The organism is Aporhodopirellula sallentina SM41 (genome assembly GCF_000346505.1).
In the GTDB taxonomy this organism is placed as follows: Bacteria; Planctomycetota; Planctomycetia; order Pirellulales; family Pirellulaceae; genus Rhodopirellula; species Rhodopirellula sallentina.
In genome coordinates, this window is the sequence record NZ_ANOH01000405.1 from 19,496 (window position 1) to 43,767 (window position 24,272).

Genomic DNA, 24,272 nt, shown 5'->3' on the forward strand with positions numbered 1-24,272 from the left:
ACGGGATGAACGCTGATCATTGGTTGTCGCGATCCACTAACGCTGTGGTTTGCTCATCAGCAGTTTGTAGTGACCGTTACCGAGGAGGTCATCGAGTCGCTCGCGAAGTTGCGGCGAGATATCGACTTTGAACTTGTCGGCTTTGAAGTGCACCGTCTCGCCTTCCTGCAACGCCATCGTCAGGTGCAGCTCTTTCGAACCGGGATAGCCGCGGACGATTTCTCGCACTTTCGACACGGTGGTTTCGTCATGGTCGGCTTCGTCGAGACGGATCCGCATTCCGTGAGTGAACTTGTTATCGAGTTCATCGAGCGGCGTGATTTCGTCGACGATCAGGTTCACTTCGTCCCCACCACCTCGGCGGTCCACCTTGCCCTTGAGCAACACGACGGCGTCGGGTTGGACACGTTCACCGCAGACAGCGAACCCACGCGGCCACAAAATACAACGCACGTTCCCCTGCATGTCTTCGAGATCGAAGTTCGCGTACTTGCTCGGTTGCCCGGGCTTGGGGTTCTTGGTGTGAGCGATTTTGATCGAGCTGAGCATACCGCCGAGGATCACCTCTTCGCGGTCACCGCACTGCGTGAGTGAATCGGTTTGGTGGGTGCGGAAGGTGGCGAGTTTTGGCTCGAATTCGGCGAGCGGGTGACTGTCGAGATAGAAGCCGAGCACCTCTTTTTCGGCGAGCAACTTTTCGCGATCGGGCCACTCTTCGATATCCGGCAGAGGCACGCCGGGCGAAGCGGCGTCGTCGGCATCTTCCTCTTCGTCCTCAAACGCACCGAACAGACTGGCCTGGCCGTGTTTCTTGTCCGCCTGAACTGCCGCACCGGCTTGCAACGCTCGCTCGATCACCGCGGCGAGCTGACTACGCTTGGCACCAAAGCAATCCATCGCGCCGGCTTTAATTAACGTCTCGATCGAACTGCGGTTACAGTCGTGTGGGTCAACTCGTTCACAGAAATCAAAGATGTCTTTGAACGGTCCGTTCTTCAAACGCTCGGCTTCGATCGAGGTCGCCGTTGATCCGCCGCAGGCTTTGATTGCGGACAACGCGAATGGAATCTTGCCATCGAGAACGGTGAAGTCCGCTCCCGACTTATTCACACACGGTGGCAAGACTTCGATCTCCATCCGATCGCAATCTTCCATGTGCTCGACGAGGGCGTCTTTGCGTTTGAAGTTCCGGCCGGAGATATCGCTCGACAACAACGCCGCCATGAACTCCACCGGGTAGTGGGCTTTCAGGTAGGCGGTTTGGTATGCGACCAGCGCGTACGCGGTACTGTGCGATTTATTGAAACCGTAACCGGCGAACTTAACGATCAGGTTCCAAATGTCTTCGGCATCTTTTTCCGCCAAGCCGTTCCTCACCGAACCGGCGATGAAGACGTCGTGGTTGGCATCGATCAATGCCTGTTTCTTTTTCGAAATCGCTTTAATACAGGTGTACGCTTTGGCCAACGGAACGTCACCGAGTCGGTTCAGAATCCGCATCACCTGTTCCTGGTAGACCATGATCGAGTTGGTCTCTTCCAGGATTTCCTTAAGCACGGGGTGCTTGTACTCAGGCTGCTGGCGTCCGTGCTTAATATTGACGTAGTCATCGACCATCCCGCCCTCGAGCGGACCAGGACGATACAACGCCGCCGTTGCAATGATGTCGCTGAAACAGTCAGGCTTCATCCGTTGCAACAGGTCACGAATCCCGCCCGATTCGAGCTGGAACACCCCCTTGGTTTCGCCGCGCTGCAGCAACGCGTAGCTGGGTTTGTCGTCGAGCGGGAACTTCAGCGGATCGATCGTCTTGCCGGTGGTTTGTTCCACCAGTTTGACCGTCCGGCTGAGGATGGTCAGGTTGCGAAGACCGAGGAAGTCCATCTTCAGCAATCCGGACGCTTCCACGTCGACCATCGCCCACTGCGTGATCACATCCTGCTTGCCCGGAACCCGCCCGAGTGGAACGTATTCGGTCAACGGCTTGTCGGCGATCACCACCGCGGCCGCGTGTGTTCCGACGTTCCGTGCGAGCCCTTCGATCTTCATCGCCAGATCGAGCAGCTCTTTGATTTCCGGATCACCGTCGTAGGCCATCTTCAGATCAGCACTCTTGTCGAGCGCTTTGCTGATCGTGATCTTTAGCTCGTCGGGCACCATCTCGGTGATTTGGTTGACCCGCGAAAGCGGAATGCCCAACGCCCGCCCGGTGTCTTTGATCGCCGCCTTCGCCGCGAGCGTTCCGAACGTCCCGATCTGGCAAACCATCTCATGACCGTAACGTTCCTTGACGTAATCGATCACCTCGATGCGACGTTCTTTCTCGAAGTCGATATCGATATCCGGCGGCTCGGTTCGGCTCTCGTCGAGGAACCGTTCAAAGAGCAGGTCATATCGCAACGGACAAACGTGCGACATGTACAGCGCGTAACAAACGATCGCCCCCACACCACTTCCCCGGGCCGTCGCCGAAATGCCGATGTCGCGGGCGTGATTGACGAAGTCCCAAACGATCAGGAAGTACGTCGGATAACCGAGCTTCTCGATCACGTTGAGTTCACGGTCGAGCCTCGCCATGACCTCGTCGGACAGTTTGCCGTCGACAATGCGTTCCGGATCGCCTTCATACCGTTCCATCAAACCTTTTTCACAAAGTTCGCGGAGGTACTGCAGCGGCGTCTTCTCATCCGGGCAAGGGAAGCTCGGGAAGAAGTACTTGTTGAATTCGATTTCGATGTCGACCGTGTCCGCGATCTCTTGGCTGCGTGCGACCGCGTCGTCGAGTCCCGGGAACTTCTCGTACATCTGCTCGGGACTGCGCAGGAAGAACTGGTCGTTCTCCATCTTCATCCGCGTTTGGTCGGTCCGGAACCGACCTGTATTGATGCACAACATGATGTCTTGTGCTTCGGCGTCTTCCGGATCGACGTAGTGACAATCACTCGTCGCGACGAGGGGCAATCCCATCTGATTGGCGATGGTCACGGCACCTTCGAGTTGTTGCCGTTGAATTTCCACATCGTTGTTCATGATTTCGATGTAGTATCGATCTTTGAAAACGTTGTGGAACCAACCCGCGATCTTCTTCGCTTCGCGTTCGTGTTCCTCCGTTGCGATTCCCTTCAAGATCGCGCGGCTGAACTCACTGCTGACGCATCCCGACAAACAGATAATCCCTTCGCTGTATTTTTCGAGAATCTCTTTGTCGATTCGTGGTTTGAAGTAAAACCCTTCGAGCGACGCCGCCGAGGCGAGTTTAATAAGGTTCTTGAACCCTTTCCGGTTCTGCGCGAGCAACGTCAGGTGATAACTCGCCGCCTTGCTGCTCGACGCACCTCCCTTGTCGAATCGACTCCCAGGCGCGATGTAGGCTTCGTATCCGATGATCGGATTGATGTTCGCACTTTTGGCTTTGCGGTAAAACTCGAGTGCCCCGTGCAGGTTGCCGTGATCGGTCAGTGCGAGCGCGTTCATCCCATGGCTGACCGCACGATTGACCAATTTCCCCACATCGCCGGCGCCATCGAGCAAGCTGTAGTGACTGTGGCAATGAAGGTGGACGAACGGGCGTGGTTCCTTCAACGTGCCGTCGGCGGCCAGATCGTCAGCCGAAGCGGGAATGATATCGCTCATTGCAGAGGTCCTTTGCAGAGAGGTGAGGAAACGAACGCCGCAGCGAAGTCAAATCGCTGCCAATCCGCCACTAAAAAACGCCGCCGCGTCGATCGCAGAAAACGACCGCGGGCCTTCACCCAGACGCCGGGGTACGGGATCGGGTTCGTCCAGCCTAACGGGTTGAGGGCGGTCTGTTCAGAGGCTCCGTGGTCGAATTTTTCAGCGGCGGCGTGAAACCCGATTTTGGCAATTTGGAGTGTCCCGGATGTGCGGAATTTCCGATCCACAAGTTCTACAGGGGGGATACGCCGACTCCGTGTTTGCCATCGAAACGATCTCAAATCACGCAAAAGCTGGGTGCAAATGGAGGGGTGCGCAAAAGATGCACGCTCCGTCGGCACATTGAGGTGAATTTCTGTGGTCCGAATTTCCGATAGCTACGGTAGAACTCGTACTACCTGGAGATTCCGTCGTGCCCGTTAAGAACGTTCGTTGCCTGTCATCTGTCTCCAGCCCCCGCCGACGACGTCTGGCGATGTGGGTGATGCTCGGATGCGCGTCATCGACGGCACTGATTTCAGGCGGCCCCGGCATGGCGGACGATCTCGATTGGGGCAGCGGTATGTCTTTCTCGCAGCCCGCGACGAGTTCCACCTCGGATTCAACGGGTTTTCACAGCCCGTCGACCGATTCGATCGAACCAGGCAATCGAGACGCGAAAGTGCCGACGTTCCGGCCGACGCAATCGGTCAATTCCGTGCTCGGTCTCCGAGACGGTCGCGCCGACTGGCAGGGCGGCCGACCAGGGCCAACGGGAACATCCATTGAGTTGCTGCCGCCAAAACGGCCTGCCACTCCTGAACCGCCGGCACCCACAGTCACCGCCGCCGCACCGACACCACCGGCCGCGCCGACTCCATCCACCCCGCCGGTTCAGTCCACGCCTAGCTTCGTGACGAGGGACAACGCTGAACTGCGCGGACTCCACCGCACCTGGCAACCTGCGATCCCGACGTTCAACGCACCTCGAAACGAATTGGTCCTGCGACCGGTCGCTCCGGAAGTCGACACGACTCCCGCACCGCAGCGAGACTTTTCTGCGCCCCGGGCGCTCTTGCAACCGCCACAACAGATCGCCACTCAGGCCCCTCCACCGTCGAACTTCGCGCCGACGCCGTTGAACGAGCCGATTCCTAACATGGCAACCGGTCCGCACGCGAGAACGGTTTCGGACCGTAACTTTTTTCCTTCATGGTTGACCCCACGCAGTTCGGGCACAAAAGATCAGGCCCAATCCCGATCACCACGGCCCCGCACAACGACCACCCCGACACAAACCAATCCAACGCCAACGTATTCCAACCCGTCGAGCGATACGGCAACGGGTTCAGGAAATGGGTGGCAGCCTCGTGGTCAATCGATTCCACCGCAACCGTTGCGTGATCCGGTTCCCATGTCGGTCGCCGAGCCAATGCGCAGCGATCCATTGCCATCCACGCCGTCGCAATCAACGTCGCGGCAACCGTCGCCGCAAACACCAAATCGGCAACCATCAGGCCTGCGACCATCGAGTCCGACGCGGCCTTACCTCGTCCCCGATCGTCGTGGCGAAGCCGTCGGCAGCGGTGTGTCACCCACTCCGCCCGTCCAGACGTCACCGCGATCGTTGGCTCCGGTGCAACGGATGCCATCGCTCGACGAGCTACCCGACGCACCGCTTTCGATGGAGGTTCGACCGTACGTCGAAACAAAACCTGAGCCAACGCGAGAGAGCAGTTCGCTCAACGAACCGAGCCTCAACGCGGCACAGGAAGATCGCGATGTATCCGATAGCCTCGACGTAGGATCCTCCGCAGACGACTCCGCGATGAGTTTGGGTTCGCCGGCGACGTTGGAGGAACTGCCGGCACGATCGAACTCCGATCTCGCCAACGCCCACGAGGGAAACAACGAAGGTGATACCGACGGACAAATGTCGCTCGACGATGCCGAGGGTATTTCACCCGACCAAGTCGAAAGCGACTCGGGGCTGGTCGACTTATTGCAGTCACCCCGACGGGGTACGGCGAGTGCACCGTCACGCGAGCAACCGAGCCTAGAACGCGAGTCTGCTCCCGAGCTATCCGTCACACCGATCAAGCCGCTGCGTTTGAACCCGGTCGATCCACTCAAACCGATCGAGGACGAGGCTGACCTTCGTGACGTGCATACAGATTCTGCGTCGTCACGACGAAGTGTGTCCGATCTCGACTCGTCGGATCCTCCGCGCAGTCGCACGATGAACGACACCCGCGCGACCGATATCTCACGCCGCGACCGTAACGAACGGACAGCGACGTTACCGGCTGACCGTTTGGCCTACCTGGACGCGACCGGACGCCCCAAGTCGCACACCGGCCGAGGCGCGGTTGCGAATCTCGATCCGTCGATCACGCGAATGCAACGTCCAATCTTGCAAACACTGCGGAATTGGCATGCCCGGACCGAACGCGCCGACTCACGTAGCAACTGGGGCATGATGCACGCGATCATGGTCTACGGTGCCGACACTCGAATTATCGCCCGTCGTCAAAACTACAGTGCGATTGCCTGGATCGCGGGGAACAACGTCTGCCGCGGAAACCGTTTGATGACGACCGAACGCGGTAAGATCAAAATCCGTGAAGGCACCGGTTTGCAAGGTCACCAGGCTCAGTTCCTCGCGGTGTTGTCGCTCGCGGGTGTTCCTGCGAACTATCCGCTGTACGCGAACAATCAAAAGTTCGCCGTCGAAGATTTGGTCCAAGTCGAAGCCGCCGCGTGTGAAGAAGGCAAGGAACTCACGTTTACGCTGATCGGTTTGTCGCACTACCTCGATACCGACGCGACGTGGGTGGGTGTCGGTGGTGAACGTTGGAACTTCGAACGGTTGATCGCAGCCGAACTGCGGGAACCCGTTGTGGGTGCGGCATGCGGCGGCACCCACCGTTTGATGGGATTCGCGCATGCACTGCGTAAGCGTCGTCTCGAAGGCGAACCGATTAATGGTCAATGGAAACGTGCCGAAGACTTCCTCGATGACTTTGTCCAGTACACCTACTCGATGCAAAACCGTGACGGTTCCTTCAGTACGAATTGGTTCGAGTCGCGAGAGGACAACGGGGACCTGCAACGCAAGGTGCAAACCACCGGCCACATGCTCGAATTCTTGTTGACGCACTTGCCGGATGAAGATCTCGTCGACCCACACGTGGTTCGAGCGGTTCGCTTCATCGTCAATTCGATGGGCAAGGTCAAAGTTGATGATGCGGGAGTCGGCTATCGCGGCCACGCACTGCGTTCGCTCGCAATGTTCCATCGCCGCGTGTACGGGACCGCTCCCGAATACCCGAAACCCCAGGTCGCCTCCGGCCGCACCAATCAACGCCGTCGCTAGACTGCGGTGTCCTGAAGTCTGGCGATTTCGGCATGTCGCCGTAGGATTCCGACGCAGCTCGGTAATCGGGTAGGCCGTAGTGGATCTTGTTGAAGATCCTCAGGCAACAGGATCTTTAACAAGCCCCACTCCCCGAACATCGGACTGAGCAAATGCCCGGGTATCCGCCGCGCGTTAGTTCTAAAGTTTTGGGACGGGACGTTTGGGTGCTCGGTTGAGCATCCGTCGTTTGTCATCTTGTGGCACGTTGTTATTGTTCCCGCCGCCCTGACGTTGGGGACGCGGCGTGGTGTCGGTGAACGTTTCTTTCCAGGACCATCCGATCGGAACGTCGAGTTCGCGTTGAGCGAGCAATGCCCACGGAGTCCCAGGATGCTCCTCGACGACGCGGTTGAGGAACTCTCTCGCGGTGTCTGCCTCACGCTGCCATTTGCTCCCGACGCTGATCTCGTCACTCGGTTCGAGCACCCAGGTGTTGTTCTTTTCTTCCTTAAACGGCATCCCCTGTTTCGCCTGAGCCAAGACGGCGTTGTAGGTTTCCGTTCGCACTTTCTGTGCGAGCACACGTCCATAGGCGAGATCGAATCCGGCCTGCCAACGTGGGCTCGACTCCTTCTCTCGCGACGGCAAACCTTGTTGCAGCGTGGCCGCCAATCGGATCAGGGTCGGTTCGAGCGGCGCGGCGTCCTGTTGCGCCCGGGTCAATTCGCCGGCGAGTTGAGCTTCGCTGGTTTTCACGAACCGCAATCGAGGTCGTTGGATTCCGTTGACGTTCGGAATTGTTGCCGCCTGCACGAGAGCCATCCGCAGCGGACTCTTTTTGACCGAGTTGACGTAGTCTTCTTGCGAGAGATAGTCGGGGCGATAACGGATCATCGCGGTCGGGTCAAAGAAGTACCGCATGTCGGAACTGAACGCTTCGATCTCTCGTCGCCGCACTTCTCGTGAAGTATTCCGGCTCGGGTGAACGGTGAAGTAGATGCCACCGGTTTCGTAGCACAGCCGGGTCAGACCGTAGGGGCCGAATCCGCTGTCGATTACAGGTTCTTCTTCGAAGTTCCCTGTAAAGCTGAGTTGGATCCGTTCGGGCAAAAACGTCTCGGGGCCTTGGTCGACCTGGGCCCACTGAGGCGATTGGTCGTACTGCGGGTCGGGATCGACGTACTTGACCAACGTGTGTTCGCGACCAAAGGGGGCAGGCACACCAATCACGTAAACCGGGATACCGAGTTTCCGGCACGAATCGATTGACGTTTCGAGCCGCCCGTAGTCGTCGCCTTTCTCATCCGTCACGACGACGAACAGCACGTTTCGCTTTGGACCGTCCGGCCCGACGTTTCGGCGCAGTGGTTTGTACTCTTTGGCGGCAGACTCGATCGCGGTGAAGACTCGTTCGACGCCGGAATTGTCGATAGGAATGTTGTCGACGATTCGTTTAATCTCGCCGAGGTCGGCGGTTGGCTTCTCCGTGTACAGTTCAACGCGTTCGCCAAAGCCAATGATCGACGTCAGGATCTGCTGGTCTTCCGGTTTGGTGTCTTTGTCATCGGCAGACCCGTGAAGAATGCCCAGTTCGTCATAGATCCGGTCAAAGCGATCGCGAATATCGACTCGCTGCCGCGTCAACGAACCGCTCTGGTCGAACAACCACACGACCAACGTCGGACGCTCTTCGGCGGCAAGCGTGATCTCGGCGGTGATTTGATCGACGGCTCCCTGTGCCCCGGCGACGCCGACCCCGGTGCTGCCCTTTTGGGTCACCAATCTTTTTTGAGGTGCGACCGGTTGGCTGAAGATTTTGTCGAGCATGATTTGCCCGAGATCGGTCGGTTGCAGATCAACCGGATTGGGAATTTCGGCAACCTCGGCGTACACCTCCGCGGACGCTTCGGCCATGTCGAGTTCAGCGAGCGCGTCGGCGCCGACTTCCGTCTGCGGCGTTTCGCTGACGACGAACTCTTCGATCGACTCGAGCGTTTCTTCGTACTCCGGTGGCGAGACGATCATCACCACCGCCTCTTCGTCGAATGGTTTCTGCAGATTGATCAGGGCCAACGACAGAAAGATGATGATGTGGACCTGCATGCTGCCGATCATCGCGATCGTTTCGTCGGAATCCCACAACGGTTCGGGGTCTTCGTCGTATAACGATTCCGCATCGCCGGGATGCATCGGCGCCTCTTCTTTTCGACGCAACGGATTCCATTTCGCGAGTCGCCCCAACCCGGATTGCTTCGTCGCGGACGAATCCATCGCGGCACCGGAAACATCGGCTGTCGTTGCGTCGTCAGCGAAGGATGCACTCATACTGGAAAGCTAAAACAGGGAGAGAAGGTTGGAAACAAATGGAACCGGGTTGCCCGCAGCGACCTTGCGGTCCATGCGAACGGCTTTCAGAACCGGTTGATCGAAAAGGGCGTTTGATTGAAAAGTGCAGCGTCCCGACGCAGGCTGTTGCGTCACAGCAAACGTCAATGACGAAAGCCCCACGGACCACTCATGCTACGGGCGTGAGGCGACCGGAGTTTGAGCCAACACGGCGACAAACCCGAAGTCTTCGCGAGTTTTCGCAAAATTGCGGTTCCCGCGATCGCTCCGGTCACGGACAACGATGCAACTCATGGTCGGTGACAACTAAATTTTGGGGTAGCGAAACTAAATTTCGGGGTAGCGAAACTCGCCAAGAGTTTCGGCGGGCCTCACAAATCTCCGAAAGTCTTGGCAACTTTCGCGACGGACTCAACTCTGATTTTTAGCTGTAACGATCCTCATGCTGCCTGTCGCCTGTCAGCCGCCACCCGGCTACGGGCAGTGGGGTTAACATGCAAACGTTTTCTGCGACGATTTGTACTCCCCCGATTATAGCCGAATCGGTCGTGGATTCGAAAAAACACGGAGAAATAAGCACTTGAACGGACGACTCATCGCGATCGGCGACATTCACGGTTTTAACCAACCGCTGCAAACCTTGCTGGAAGCAATTGATCCGACTCCGGAAGACTTAATTGTTACGCTCGGCGATTACGTGGATCGAGGCCCGGATTCCAAGGGGGTGATCGACACGTTGATCGACCTGGGCCGACGCACCCAACTCGTCGCCCTGCAGGGCAACCACGAAGAGATGATGCTCAGCGTCATCCGCGGTGACGAGCCCCATCATGCGTGGTTGCGGTACGGCGGGGTTGAGACGCTCGAAAGCTACGATTTTGACGGTGAAATGGATTTTCTGCCGCCCGATCACTTGGCGTTCTTCGAGTCACTGGGCGACTACTTCGTTCACGACCAGTTTTTCTTCACGCACGCTGCCTACGATCCCACGCTGGAAATGGACCAACAGCCGACCGAACTGCTGCGTTGGCATTCGCTGCGAGCCGGGATCCCCGACCCGCACTTCAGCGGCCGGATCGCGGTCGTCGGGCATACCGCCCATCCGGAGGCGGAGATCCTCGACGTTGGTCACCTGATTTGCCTGGACACGAATTGCTACGGCGGTGGGCTGCTGACGGCGATGGAATTCCCCTCCAAACGCGTGTGGCAGTCGAATCCGCAGGGGGTTTTGGTCCGCTGACCGAACCAATTGGAGGCGGTCTCCGTACGCCCCATGCATTCTTTCGGACTGAATGATCAGTCCGGCGGCGTTGGGATTTCCGTCCCACGACGCCGAGCGGCTTTCTTGCCACGCTGCCTCTCTTCCCCTCTGCATTACGTTTGGGTCTCACTCGAATGAAGACGTTCATCGCTTGCCTCGTGATTGCCGCGATCGGCACCGGCATTGGTTTGAAAATCAATCACGATCGCTATGGGCACTACGAACCGGCCTTCGGCCCGATGACCTACGACGGTGAAATCGATGCCTCCAACGCGATGGCGTCGATCTCCAAGAACTGGTCGGACAAATTCCCCAAAGTCGAACTGCCCGACGGCAACGTCTACGACTTTGGCGTGATGGAACCGGAGGAAAAAGGCGAACACACGTTCGTGGTCAAAAACGTCGGCGAGGACACGCTGCGTTTGAAAGTCGGAGCGTCCACGTGCAAATGCACCGTCGGGGAACTCGGCACCGAGAGTCTCGAACCGGGCGAACAAACCGAAGTGAAAATGAGTTGGACGGTGAAAACCAACGAAAGCTCGTTCGGACAGTCCGCCGAACTGCGCACCAACGATCCCAGCCAAGTCGCGATCCGGTTTGAAATCCAAGGTCAGGTCGTTCGCCAGGTCCAGATCGTGCCCGAACAAGTCACCTTTGGCGAAACCGCGGCAGGCGAACCGGTCGAATTTGTCGTGAAGGTTTTCAACTATCTCGGCCAACCGATGAAAGCAACCGACGTCAAATTCGGTGACGACACGATCAACGAATTGGCCGATTTCGACGTCACCGTATTCAAACCGACCGAAGACGACGGAATCAACGAGGCAGCCGAACAGGGTTTCCGGATCGCGGCCACGATCAACCCGGGCCTCAAACAAGGGCCGGTCAATCGCAACCTGATGCTCACCCTCATGCCGGAAGACGCCGACGACGATGACCTGGAAAAGGGTCGGGTCGTCTACATTCCCGTGACGGGACGAATCGTCGGTGCGTTGAGCATGCTGCCGAATTCACGTTTGAAAGGCATCTCCGGCGGCGGCTACCTCTACGACTTCGGCATTATTGGTGAGGATGACTCGTTGACCGCCAAAGCCTTCGTAGTCCTCAAGGGTGCCGAACAAGCGTCCACCAAACTCCGCATCGGCGAGATCGAACCGGCCGAATATGTCGAGGCGACACTGAACGAACCCGTCGGCCAGGGCAAAATGACGCTGTACACTTTGCAGTTGAAACTCAAGCCGGGAGACGAAAGCGTCGACCGACTAGGACTGAGCAAAGGTGAATTCGGATACGTCATGATCGAATCCGATAATCCGAAGGTTCCTGCCCTGAAATTGCTACTGAAATTTGCGCTACCTGCGCGGTAGACTGATGCCCAACGCATCGTTCTGACCGAGGAAACTCATGCCCGTCATTCATTCACCTGTCACTCCTCTCGCCGACGAGCCCCTCGCAGCACCGGGAGTGAGAGCGAGTATGACGTATTGCAAACGCAGTCCGCTCTCAGTGGGCTGCCTCAAATCCAGCGTTTTCTCGAATTTTATGCGTGGAATCCTCTCCCCGGTGACCTGGATGCTGTGCGTCATCGCTGTGCCTGCCATGACCGGGTGCAGCTCGGAGGAAGGTGAAGCACGCGACCTTGCCGGACAAACCGGTACACCGTCGCGCGTCGCGTCGCGGTCTGTTAAGGCGAATCCCTCAATCACCAGCCGCGCCGAATCAGCAATCCGCGAGGCCTACGTCGCGTCGATCGCCACTCCCGCCGAAACGGCCACGATCGACTCCTCTGCAACGACTCTCGTGGCGGCCCAAGTGGACGAGGATGCCGGTGAGAATGCGGACGGGAAATCGGACAAGGACGCCAACTCGGAAGACGAAGATTCCGACACCGGAAACGTCGACGAATCGACGACAACGACCGGCAAATTTGACGATGAGTTCGATCCCGCCGAGATCGACACGAGCGAAGACGAAGTCGTCGAGCCCTCCGCGTCCGACTGGCGCAACGCCGAACTCGTTCCAACGCCTCTACCACGCAAAGAGATCGTCGCCGAGGAAGTCCCCACTCCGCTGGGCATTCCCGAAAACGCGCGAGTTGCTCGCAAACCACCGATCACGCCACGCACCCGAGCCGATGTGACTGCGGTCACGCCAGCGACTGGGGCACCGTTGATGGCATCGCCGACGGACGGTCTACCAACCACCAACGACGCTTCCGCCCGAATCGCCGCTTCGCCGGTTGAGTCGACGCGTTCGAACACCGATTCACTGATGGCCAATGGCAACGCACCCGAACACTCACCCGAAACCGTCCAGCACGGCACGCGGATTCTCGAACAAGCGGTTGCGGCGGCCGAGACGGCTTCGCTCCCGGTGACAGGCCTCGGCGGCCCAGTCGATTTTCAGAAATGGCCGGCTCCCGACGTCGCTCTCTTCGTTACCGGACAGCAACACGGCTACATCGAACCTTGCGGATGCACGGGTCTCGAAAACCAAAAAGGCGGGGTCGCCCGCCGGATGACGTTCGCCACCCAACTGCGACAACAGGGCTGGGAATTGATGCCGATCGACGCCGGGAACCTGATTCGGCGGTTCGGTCGCCAAGCGGAGATCAAATTCCACCGATCGCTCGAAGCACTCCGTAAAATGGGTTACGTCGCTGTCGGTTTTGGTCCCGATGACGTGCGGATCGGTGTGGGCGATTTGATCCAAGAAGCCGCCGCCGAAACACCCGAAGACGCAGTCTACGCGTCCGCCAACGTGGTTCTGCTCGATCCGTCCCTGATGCCCGCCTACCGAGTTGTGGAACGTGCCACGATGAAGGTGGCCGTGACGAGTATCCTCGATCCGGAATCGCTCGAATCCACTCTCAACGAAGAGGTGATTCTGAACGATCCGCTCGAATCGGCGCAAACGGTGATGGCACAGATCAAGGCTGAATCGCCTGACTACACAGTGCTGACCTTCTACGGCACCGAAGACGCCGCCCGAAAGCTGGTGACCAAAGTGGAGGGCATCGACCTCGTGGTTGTCGCCGGCGGATACGGCGAACCGACCTATCAACCCGAAGCGATCGAAGGCTCCCAAACGAAGATGGTCCTGACGGGCAATAAAGGCATGTATGTCGGCCTCGTCGGACTCTACAAAGACGCCGAGATGCGTTACGCCCGCGTCCCTCTCGACGATACCTTCGGGGATGCCCCCGAGATGCGGCAGTTGATGGCGGAATACCAATTCCAACTCCGCGACCTGGGCTTGGATAACCTTGGTCTCAAACCGATCCCGCACCCCTCAGGCGAAAAGTTCGTCGGCTCGGAAACCTGCGGCGAATGCCACACGACGGCCTACGACATCTGGGAAAACTCGCCTCACTTTGACGCCACCGAGAGTCTCGTGCATCCAGGCGAACGGGGCGACGTGCCCCGACACTTCGACCCCGAATGCATCTCCTGCCACGTCACCGGATGGAATCCGCAGAACTACTACCCGTATCACTCGGGATACCTCGACCTCGAAGCGGATTCGCACCTGCACGGCAACGGCTGTGAAAACTGCCACGGTCCCGGCGAATCTCACGCCGCGGCCGAAAACGGCGAGATCGACGTGACCGACGAACAACGTGCCCAACTGCGAGCCGCAATGCAGTTGCCGATGGAAAAGGCGCGCGAAAAATGCATGGAATGCCACGACCTCGATAACAGCCCGGACTTCCATGAAGAGGGTGCCTTCGACGACTACTGGGCCGAAGTCGAGCATTACGGCGTCGACTGAGTCGTCCCAAGCTGCGAAATGAATCGCGGGTTTGTCGCCCGTGAGCCGAAGTGCGTGAGCACTCGGGTTGTGAGCGGGTGGGGCCTCAACAACGCTCGCCCCTTCCCACCCGAGGCCATTCGGCTCACAGGGCTCATCTTTCCAAGACCGAGAACTGGTAGTCGTGCGGAGCATGACCTACTCGGACTCTGCCGCCACACTCGCGTAAAGCCTCTCTTGATCGAGACTTCGGTCGACCATCCCCGTCGCAAAACCGAAGTCCAAACGCCACCCAATCGCGAAAACAGGCAAAATAGGCAACCTGCAGTGCGGTTCTAAGGTAGCGAATGCCGCATTGGTTAGTGGTAGATCACCATGCGACGGTCGGACGCGTATCGCGATTCGTCCGAACGGGACATTCTTAGGCGTCTAAAACCACAGGCCTGCTGAGATTTCGAGGCAACCGCAAATATTCGCTAATTTGTCCATTTTGCATTTGCATTTTTCATTGCTTTGAACGCGCGTCGTGATTCTACTGAAAAGACGATGCAGGGCCCCCATCCTGGAAGACGGATCACAAACGGTTGGGGGGACTCCCCACGTCGCCTTTTCTCCGGCATCGTTTCTCGAACCATGACCACTGATCGGCTCGGACGAATTCGATCGGGTTGGCCGCAGAAACTCGCCGCTGACACTCATCCGCATTGATTCGCAGCCAGGCAATTCAGGAGTTCCTCTCGTGGTCTTTTTTAAACGCGCCCGTTCTGACCAACAGTCCTCACGTCGCACAAGCCGACGTCACGTTAACAAGGACAACGAGCGGGCACGCAAGCGACAATGGATGCAGCGTTTGTTGCGACATGAGTCACTGGAGCACCGGCAAATGCTCGCCGGCGACGTGCTAACGTTCACCACGGCGCCAGGATCGTCGACCACGTTGAGCCAAGACGGAACTCAAACACAAATCGAATACACCGACGATCAGGGCGACCCGCAGGTAGTCTTGCTCAGTGGTTTTGAATCCTTCGTTTTTGAGGGATCAGCCGAAGACGATGAATTGATCGTTGACTTTCGAGGCGGCAATCCCATCCCATCCGGCGGTATCGTCTTCAACGGCGGAATGCAGGGTGAGGGCGAAGGCGACACTCTGACGATCCTGGGTAGTTTCACCGATCAAGAACTCAACTACACCGACGTCGGTGCAACGGGTAAAAACGGCAACGTCGTCGTCGATGGCAGCGTGATCACTTACACCGGGCTGGAACCGATCAACGCGGGCAACGCGGCCAACACAATCTTGAATCTACCTGTGGGACTGAGCAACAACGCAACGTTGCGGAACAGTGCCAACGCGGGCGAGATTGAAATCATCGACAACGGCGCCACTTTTGAAGACACCGTGATCCCCAACCCGACGGTTTCTCTGACGGTGAGTCTGGGCGATCAAGGGGATGTAATTTTTGTCGAGGCATTGGACCCCGCGTATTCCGCAACCACCACCATCAACGGCGGTGCGTTGGGCGATCTTGTGGACGCAACTTCGAACACCGATGGACTTACGATTCAGGGCAACGGTGGGAGCGACCTGCTGATCGGCTCGTCGGCGGTCGACACAATCAATGGCGGTGATGATGCGGACATCATCATCGGCGGATTGGGGGCAGACATTCAATTTGGGGATGCGGGCGACGACCTCTTCATCTGGAACAACGGCGACGGGCCCGATGACAACACCGGTGGCCAGGACGAGGACACGTTTCGATTCAACGGTGCCGATGGCGCGGACGATGTGTTGATCCTGAGCCCCGGAGCGGGTGACGGTTCGCTGGTCGGTGCCGATTTCAATCTGCAGCGGACCGCCCCTTCTGCCTTCTTTATCGAAGGGGCAACGATCGAAAATGTGGAACTCAATGGCCTCGACGGTAACGACGACATCACCGTCACTCCAAGCTCGACGTTGAACGTGACCGTCGACGGTGGAATCGGAAACGTCGCGGACGTGTTGCGCATCGATGCTGGCGGCGCTGACGTCACAATTACTTCGACCACCGTGACGGTTGCGGGAAACAATCCGATCACCTACGTCAACGTCGAAGAACTCGACATTCAGAACGCGGGCCAAACAGAAATCGTGGGCGACGCGGGCAGCAATGTTCTCGAAGTAACCGGCAGCGGCACCGACGATGAACTGTCCATGACCCTCGACGGGTTGTCTTTCACACTCAACACCACGGCGTTGAGCTTCCAAGGCCTGGGCGGCGACGACGTGCTCGTGGTTAATGAAACGGCGGGAGGATTACCGAGCCTGACAGGGACTGCGACGGGGGCTCACACCAACGGTCCGTTCTTAACGAGCGGTCTCGGTCCTGCCAATGTCGGCATTCACTTCGACGGGGGTGGCCAGAATGATTCCGTCATCGCGAACTTCACAACGGCGCAGGATGTCGCTTATTTCTCCGATGGCGTAGACACTGCCAACAGTGGCGTGGTCAATGTCTCGGGCGCCTTTACGATGTCGTTCGAAGGCCTCGCGCCCATCGGGCTGATCGGGGCGGGCGGATCACTGACCGTGGATGCCACGGGAACGCCCGCGACCACGACGCTCACCTTGTCCGATCTGGCACCTGCGGGTGATGGCGTCAATCAAATCACCGGGAACGGCGGATTCGAGACGACCACCTTTAGCGGTTTTGCCAATCTGACTCTGCGAGGTGGTGATGGATCGGAAACGATCACGCTCGCATCTCTCGATGATGCGGATCCCGATGGGGCGGGACCTGGTGCGGCTCTTACGAGCGTCGCGCTCCATGGTGACAACACGGCTGGCACCGACTTGTTCGATGACCTGATCATCATTGAAGCGGTGCCGACGACGGTGACAGCAACGATTACCGGCGGAGCGGGCAACGACGTCATCAGTGTTGGGTCGCCCGCAAGTTCGCTGGATCCAATTTTGGGCAACGTGGTCATTGCCGGTGAAGACAACAACGCGGCCCCCGTAAGCAGCGGATCCGTTACCGCCGACGGCAACGTCGTGGCGTACTCGGGGCCGAGCGGTGACGTACTGATTGTGGACGACGCCGGGGATGCCGACGCAAGTGTTTGGGACATCGACGATGGCACGTTTACTCGCACGGGCGCCGGACTGATCACGTACGGTACGATCGAAACGCTGTTCATCAACACCGGCAGTGGCGCGGATGACATCAACGTACTCGACACAACTGATTCGGTCCTCACCGACATTGCTGACTTCGGTGGCGGTGACGACATTGATGTGACCACGACGGGCGACAACTCTTTCACGATCATCAATGCCGGCACCGGGAACGATTCGATCAACATCGCAACCACGGGTGCCGGTAGTGTGACGGTTACCGACGGCGAATCAGACATGGATTCCATCACCCTGGTCTCCAGCGGCGATGGGTCTGGGGTGAGTCTTGCGGGCGGCGTCAATAGTGACATGCTGATCGTTGATGGAAGCGGTGGCGGCGGTGCCGTCATTGAAGTGCAGGGCGGTGATGCCCCGGACGCGATCAATGTCAACGCCACCGCGGCAGACAGTTTCACGGATGTGTTTGCAGGCCTCGGAGACGATGCGATTGCCATTGACGGATCGGATCCGAACACGCTCGACGGAATCCTTGGATCGGTTCGCGTCTTCGGCGGCACAGGCACCGACGCGCTAACAATCAACGACGAAGACGACACCGATAACAACAGCTACTTCATCGACGCAAATGCGGTGACTCGCATCGAAACCGGTGGCGGCTCGCCAGACGTCTCGATCGAGTATGACGAAGTCGAAACACTCAACGTGCTCGCCGGATCAGGCTTGGACAAAGTCATCTTCCACGAGAGCGACGCCGATACGGTTTTCCTCAACGGCAACACTCCAACAAGTGCCGGGGGTGATCCGAACGGAGATCAACTGGTCTTCACGTCGCCCCTTTTGACGACACCTCAACGCAATGCGACGTCCGGTGTCTTTGTCGCCGCGGCGGCCATCCCGTCGCCCTCCGGTCCAACCAATGGCACCTTCGTTGATTTCGAACACGTCGTCTGGCAAGACCGGTATGAGATCAACGATCTGTTCGATCCGGGCAGCGACATCGACCAATCCTACGCACTGGGCTCCGAAACCGAGATCACCGAATCGGACCTGAGCATCCATAGCGACGAAGACATCGATGTTTTCCGCTTCACCGCGCATTCGACGGGCTTGGCCGTCATCAATGCAATCTTCAATCACGAACTCGGCGACTTGCAACTGAGCGTTCGAGATAGCGTGGGCAACGTGATCGCGACGGAAGACACCCTGACCGACAACGAACAAATCGTGATCCCGGTTGTCAGTCAAGAAGTCTACTACCTCGAAATTTCCGCAGTCCCGGACGCAGATCCTGCGGTCTGCAATGCCAACACGTACTCGCTCGAAATCGAGAACTTCGCCGCACCGGTTCCTGAACTCCCCGACTTGATCGTTGCGAGCGACAGCGGATCGGCTGACCATGACGAGGTGACGACCGACAACACGCCAACCATCCACGTCATCGCTGACCTCAATGACTTCGCCGCCAAAGGCATCGCGATCGATCAAGGCGGCGGAACCCCAGGGGCCGATGTAACGGTCGCGTTCGTCGACGCGGCGGGCACGACTGTCGCAACGATCGACGCTGACCTCGTCGGCGGAAACACAGGCCCAACCACCAGCACACTGTGGTCGGCAACCGTCCCGGCCGCTCTCGCCGATGGCCAATATCAGGTCACCGCGTGGGTACGTATCGAAGATGATGCCGATACCGCCGCTGTCGGTCGTGCCGCTGTCAGTTCGCCTCTGCAGGTAGTCATCGACGCCACCGCGGCAGCAGCACCGACCAATATTAACTTGGCCGCGGTCGCTGATTCAGGCACCGTCAACAATGACGACATCACCAACATACAATCGTTGAACATCACCGGCGACAACATCGAAGGCAACGCGAAAGTCCGAGTGTTCAGCAACGGTGAACTGATCGGTCAAGGAGTTGCCTCACCGGTCGGTGGGTGGGAAATCACAACCGAGCCTTTGATCGACGGTGTGCATCAAATCACCGTCGAACAAGAAGACGCCGCAGGGAACGTGTCCGCCCTGAGCGTCGCACTCCCCGTCACCGTAGACACACAACAACCGCAGCGACCGACTCTCGATTTACCAACGGCCAGCGATAGCGGATCGAGCAGCGACGACAACGTCACCAACGCTCCCAACGATGTCCCGTTCACGGTCACCGTCGACGAAGGTGAGGCCACCTTCCCGCTCACGGTCGTGATCAAAGACGGCAACAATGTCATTGACACATTCGTTAGCGCCGCGGGCGGCGTCACCAACCGCACATTGACACTCGGCGAAGGCACTCACCTCCTGAGCGTGGAGACAACCGACACGGCAGGCAACCGAAGTCTGCAAAGCGAAGAGTTGATCGTTGAAATCGATCGCACCGCACCGGTCGCTCCCGCCGCGCCGGACCTCTTGTCGGTTGCCGACACCGGTGTCTTCGACGACGACAACGTCACCCGCATTCAAGCGATCGCCCTCGGTGGTACCGGCATCGAACCCAACTCGATCGTTCGCGTCTTCTCCGATGGGGAACTCGTCGGCCAAGGTGTCGCCACGAGCCAAGGCGACTGGGAGATCACAACCGAACCGCTCGATGACGGAACGCACAGCCTGACCGTCGAACTCGAAGACCTTTCTGGCAACGTCAGCGCGACCAGCGTGGCTCTCGAAGTCGTGATCGACTCGGCCGTCCCCAACACACCGTACCTCGATCTACTCAACGACGACGGGCACAGTATCACCGACAACATTACCGGATCGGGCTTGCTCGATTTCGAGATGATCGGCAACGACACGCGTGATGGCCAAGACAACCCGCCGCCGAATGACATTCAGTACCGTTTGTACTGGCGGACAGGCGATCCGGCTGGCCCGGGTTCGGGCACCGGTGAAGTGCTCGTCTACGATTCGTTCGCTGAATTTGCAGGGCTCACCAATCTCGGCCAGATCATTCGCACGGTCAGCCAAGACCTCAACACCCCTGCGGGAACTCCGTTCCCTGATGGCGTGCACAACTTCAAACTCGAAGTCGAGGATCGGGCGGGCAACATCAGCCCTGACTTCCTGTTGACGGTTGAGATTGACACGGTCGACCCGGACACCACGATCGACATCATTTCGTCGAGCGACTCGGGGATGTACGACGACGATAACGTCACCAACATCCAAGAGATCGCGTTCCAGGGTCGCGGCGACGTGATGAATGACATCACGCTGTTTGCACAGAAAGTCAACACGGCAGGTGTGGCGTTCGGCGACCTTCTGATCATCGGCACCGGAGTCGTCGGTTCCGACTACACCGACGTCGAAGCACAGATCCCCGGCGCCACCGACGACGACGGTTTGGGCATGTGGGAGATCACCGCCGAACCACTCGTCGACGGTGTCTACGACGTGTACGCGTTGATCGAAGATTGGGGCGGCAACTTTGCCACGTCGGACACCATCCGCTTGGAAGTTGACACGATCCAACCGAACACCGCGTTCCTCGATTTGGTCGAAGCGAGCGATTCGGGACGCAACAACGACGACAACGTGACCAACGACAACACACCGACGGTCACAATGACTTCCCACGATGAGAATGTCGACCTCCACCAAGTCCTGTTCCAAGACAACTTTAAATTCCGCATCTATGATCGGTTGGAATCATCGGCAGAGGTGCTTCTGTATGACTCATCGACCGACGCGGGTGAAGACGCGAATACGTCGCTGCTCGGTTTCGAGGCAATGTTTACCGCGAACACGTTTATCACCGAAACGCTTCCGCTGCTCGCCGACGGCATCCACAACTTAAAACTCGAAGTGGAAGACCGAGCCGGTAACATCAGCGAAGACTTCCTGCTCGATGTTGAGATCGACACGATCGCTCCGCCGGTCCAAATTCGACGAGTGGTTGATAACGACAGCGGAGACTCGTTCATCCCCGCGACACTGAATGATCTGATCACCAACGACACGCGACCTGTATTTGCCGGTACGGCAGAAGCCAACGCGATCGTTTATCTGTTTGTGGATCCTACCGACAACGACACCGTCGACCCAGGTACCGAGACGGTCACGACCGTCGCCACACCGTTTGACGGAGACGACGCGTACCCGCAAGGAACCTGGCGAAACGAATTCCTCTTCGACCTCAACGACACCACATTCTTTGGCAACGTCGATGGGCTGCGAGAAGTGTTCGTCACCGCCGAAGACTTGGCCGGCAACCTGAACACGACCGCTGATGGCATTGATGACAACGCGCAGCAAATCGAGATCTTCCTCGACACTCAGGGACCACGGGTCACCGACGTTACCATCACCGACGTCGACTATGACCTTTTCACGTTAAAACCTGACAACGTCGATCAAGGGCCGACACCTGCGGTCAATTCGCTAACCATTGCGATCGAGGATTTCGTCGAACGCATCGGTAAATTCCCTTACGACGCGTTGTCGAATGTGTTCAACGGATCCACGATTTCGGTCATCGGTGACCACTCGGGAATCATGCCAATCGCAAACATCGCATTCACTGCTGACGCGGCGGTCGTCGGCAGCGAAGCGACCGGAAACATTGTGTTGACCTTCGCCGAACCTCTACCGGACGATCGGTTCACGTTGACGATCAAAGACACATTGATCGATCCGGCAGGCAACGCACTCGATGGCGAGAGCGATTCGGACCGTCCGCTGGGCGGACTGAATCTCGCCAGCGGCGACGGGATCCCGGGCGGTGACTTTGTCGCGAGATTCACCGTCGACAGCCGTCCAGAAGTCGGTACGTGGAGCCAAGGACTCGTCTACGTCGACATCAATGGCAACCAAGTCTGGGATCCGGAAGGCCAGGACAATGACGCAACAAACCGTGACTTCGTTTATCAGTTCGGCCGAATCAGTGACGGACTGTTTGCCGGCAACTTTGGCCCCGGTGGTGGCGCGGCGGCATCCGGATTCGACAAACTCGGTGCGTACGGTTGGTTCAACGGTGCCTACAGTTTCCTGATCGACACCGATGACGACGGCGTGGGTGACGATGCCTCCGTGAGTGCCTATCAAGTCAACGCCGCACCGGTCGCCGGTAACTTCTTCACCAGCGCAACGGATCTCGCCGACATTGCCGCCGGGCGACGCCCGAGCGATGAGATCGGTTTGTTCGACGGCCAAAACTGGTATCTCGACACCAACGGTAACAACACCATCGATCTCGGCGAGATCATCCCCGCCAACTACAACGGCATCCCGTTGGTCGGAAACTTCGTCAACGTCGGTTTAGAAGGCACCCCGGGAACGCCTGCAGAAGATGACTTGGCTGTCTACGTAAACGACACCAACACCCTCATCATCGATTCCAACCGCGACGGCGTCGCCGACATGGATCTCGCGTTGACCGATGACTTCGGACGCTTTGCAGGCCTCAGCGGCTTCACCGACAAACCGGTCGCCGGTGACCTGAACCTCGACGGGATCGATGACATCGGTATCTGGGTGAAGGGGCGTCAGGGTGTGTTGCCTGAAGAACAAGGCGAATTCTTCTTCTGGGTTTCCGACGCCACCGGTGCGGACATCAACACGAACTTCGCGTCGTACAGCCCCGCGCCGCTGGGCAATGATTTGTCGACCCAGTGGGGAGATGAGTTCGCGTTACCGATCTTCGGCAATTTTGATCCGCCGGTCGGTGAAGACGTTGAGATTGAAGTCGACACTCTGACCAACGACGTGAACGCCTACGATGTCAACGGCGATGGGAACGTAACTTCCCTCGATGCTCTGATCATCATCAATCAACTCAACTCCGGTGTGACCGAAGCAGAAGCGGGATCGCGAGTCAGGATCCAGGCAACGGCCGGTGATTACTTCATTGACGTCAACGGCGATACCAAGCTAACCGCGGTGGATGCCTTGCAGGTGATCAATGAGTTGAACCGACTCGACACATTCGGCGGTGAAGGTGAGTCAACCGCCGCGGACACTTTGCCGGCAAACGCCCCGGCATGGAACGACGCGGTTGATTCGTACTTTGCAGGCGATGACGACTCGGACGACGACCTCGACGAGTTCCTCGGGCTGACGTTCTAAGGTCACAGCCGAAATCGAAGGCACCGTTTTGCGGTGCCTTTGGGAACCGGAGAGCTGTGATATCGAGCAGCCTACCGCCGATCGCACACGTCGCGGGTCCACGAAAGTGTTTTCAGAATGTGACGTGGTGCGATTGACCAACCGGGCAGGCTTCTTGTTAACTGGAGTACTGTCGCCGGTCATTGGCGACTCGCTTCTCTTCTAATCTCTTCGCTCGCTCGTCCCGGTCTCATGACATATCCAACGATCTTCGGCGCGCTTCGCTGCGCGACCCTTTTTGCCATCGCGTGTTCGGGTTCATTCGCTCACGCGGATCACTGGGCACACTGGCGTGGTCCCGACGGAAACGCAGTCGCCCCCGATGCCGATCCTCCTATCCGATTCAATGACTCCACCAATTTGAAATGGAAGGTCCCGATCGAGGGCCGTGGATCGGGTTCCCCCGTTGTTTGGGACGACAGCGTGTTCGTTGTCTCAGCGGTTCCTCTTTCCGGCGGCGATATCGCAAAACATCAATTCGTGTTGCTCTGCATCGATCGCGAGACGGGCAGACAGCGATGGCGACGTGTCGCGACGGAAGCCACTCCACACCAGGGAACGCACAACACCAACGGGTTCGCATCCGCATCTCCGGTCACAGACGGTGAACACGTTTATGCCTCGTTCGGCTCGCGTGGTTTGTACTGCTACACAATGGACGGAATCCTGGTTTGGAAACGAACCGACTTTCCCCCGAT

Annotated in this window: 8 protein-coding genes; 6 read left to right on the plus strand and 2 right to left on the minus strand. The window is 58.2% G+C overall.

What is annotated here, in order from left to right; genetic code table 11:
* Positions 1 to 36: 36 nt before the first annotated feature.
* Positions 37 to 3,633: a DNA polymerase III subunit alpha gene (gene dnaE, locus RSSM_RS26220; RefSeq protein WP_008686883.1), complete on the minus strand. Its 3,597-nt coding sequence runs from the start codon at positions 3,631 to 3,633 to the stop codon at positions 37 to 39.
* A gap of 454 nt (positions 3,634 to 4,087) precedes the next feature.
* On the opposite strand from dnaE, the gene RSSM_RS26230 reads away from it, so the two are divergent.
* Positions 4,088 to 7,030, plus strand: coding sequence for an ADP-ribosylation factor-directed GTPase activating protein isoform b (locus RSSM_RS26230; protein ID WP_173403185.1), 2,943 nt, complete (start codon positions 4,088 to 4,090; stop codon positions 7,028 to 7,030).
* A 180-nt stretch (positions 7,031 to 7,210) separates the two neighbouring features.
* On the opposite strand, the gene RSSM_RS26235 is transcribed toward RSSM_RS26230, so the two are convergent.
* Positions 7,211 to 9,337 carry a vWA domain-containing protein gene (locus RSSM_RS26235; RefSeq protein ID WP_008686889.1) on the minus strand — a complete coding sequence of 709 codons (2,127 nt, stop codon included), beginning with the start codon at positions 9,335 to 9,337 and terminating at the stop codon, positions 7,211 to 7,213.
* 601 nt (positions 9,338 to 9,938) lie between these two features.
* Between RSSM_RS26235 and RSSM_RS26240 the strand changes: the two genes are divergently transcribed.
* The 5 genes from RSSM_RS26240 to RSSM_RS26260 form a co-directional block, all read left to right on the plus strand.
* Positions 9,939 to 10,598, plus strand: a complete 660-nt coding sequence (locus RSSM_RS26240; protein ID WP_008686894.1) for a metallophosphoesterase family protein — start codon at positions 9,939 to 9,941, stop codon at positions 10,596 to 10,598.
* 155 nt (positions 10,599 to 10,753) lie between these two features.
* A complete protein-coding gene (locus tag RSSM_RS26245; RefSeq protein ID WP_008686896.1) occupies positions 10,754 to 11,986 on the plus strand; it encodes a DUF1573 domain-containing protein in 1,233 nt (410 codons plus the stop codon).
* A 109-nt stretch (positions 11,987 to 12,095) separates the two neighbouring features.
* Positions 12,096 to 14,390: a multiheme c-type cytochrome gene (locus RSSM_RS26250; protein WP_008686898.1), complete on the plus strand. Its 2,295-nt coding sequence runs from the start codon at positions 12,096 to 12,098 to the stop codon at positions 14,388 to 14,390.
* 820 nt (positions 14,391 to 15,210) lie between these two features.
* Positions 15,211 to 23,535 (plus strand): Ig-like domain-containing protein, encoded by an 8,325-nt coding sequence (locus RSSM_RS26255; RefSeq protein WP_008686901.1) that lies wholly within the window; start codon positions 15,211 to 15,213, stop codon positions 23,533 to 23,535.
* A gap of 231 nt (positions 23,536 to 23,766) precedes the next feature.
* The coding region (locus RSSM_RS26260; RefSeq protein WP_044303697.1) for an outer membrane protein assembly factor BamB family protein at positions 23,767 to 24,272 on the plus strand (506 nt) is incomplete at its 3' end.

Coding starts and splice junctions, on each gene's coding strand:
- dnaE (WP_008686883.1), bottom strand. CDS start 3,633: ATGAGCGATATCATTCCCGCTTCGGCTGACGATCTGGCCGCCGACGGC.
- RSSM_RS26235 (WP_008686889.1), bottom strand. CDS start 9,337: ATGAGTGCATCCTTCGCTGACGACGCAACGACAGCCGATGTTTCCGGT.
- RSSM_RS26245 (WP_008686896.1), top strand. CDS start 10,754: ATGAAGACGTTCATCGCTTGCCTCGTGATTGCCGCGATCGGCACCGGC.
- RSSM_RS26250 (WP_008686898.1), top strand. CDS start 12,096: ATGACGTATTGCAAACGCAGTCCGCTCTCAGTGGGCTGCCTCAAATCC.
- RSSM_RS26255 (WP_008686901.1), top strand. CDS start 15,211: ATGCAGCGTTTGTTGCGACATGAGTCACTGGAGCACCGGCAAATGCTC.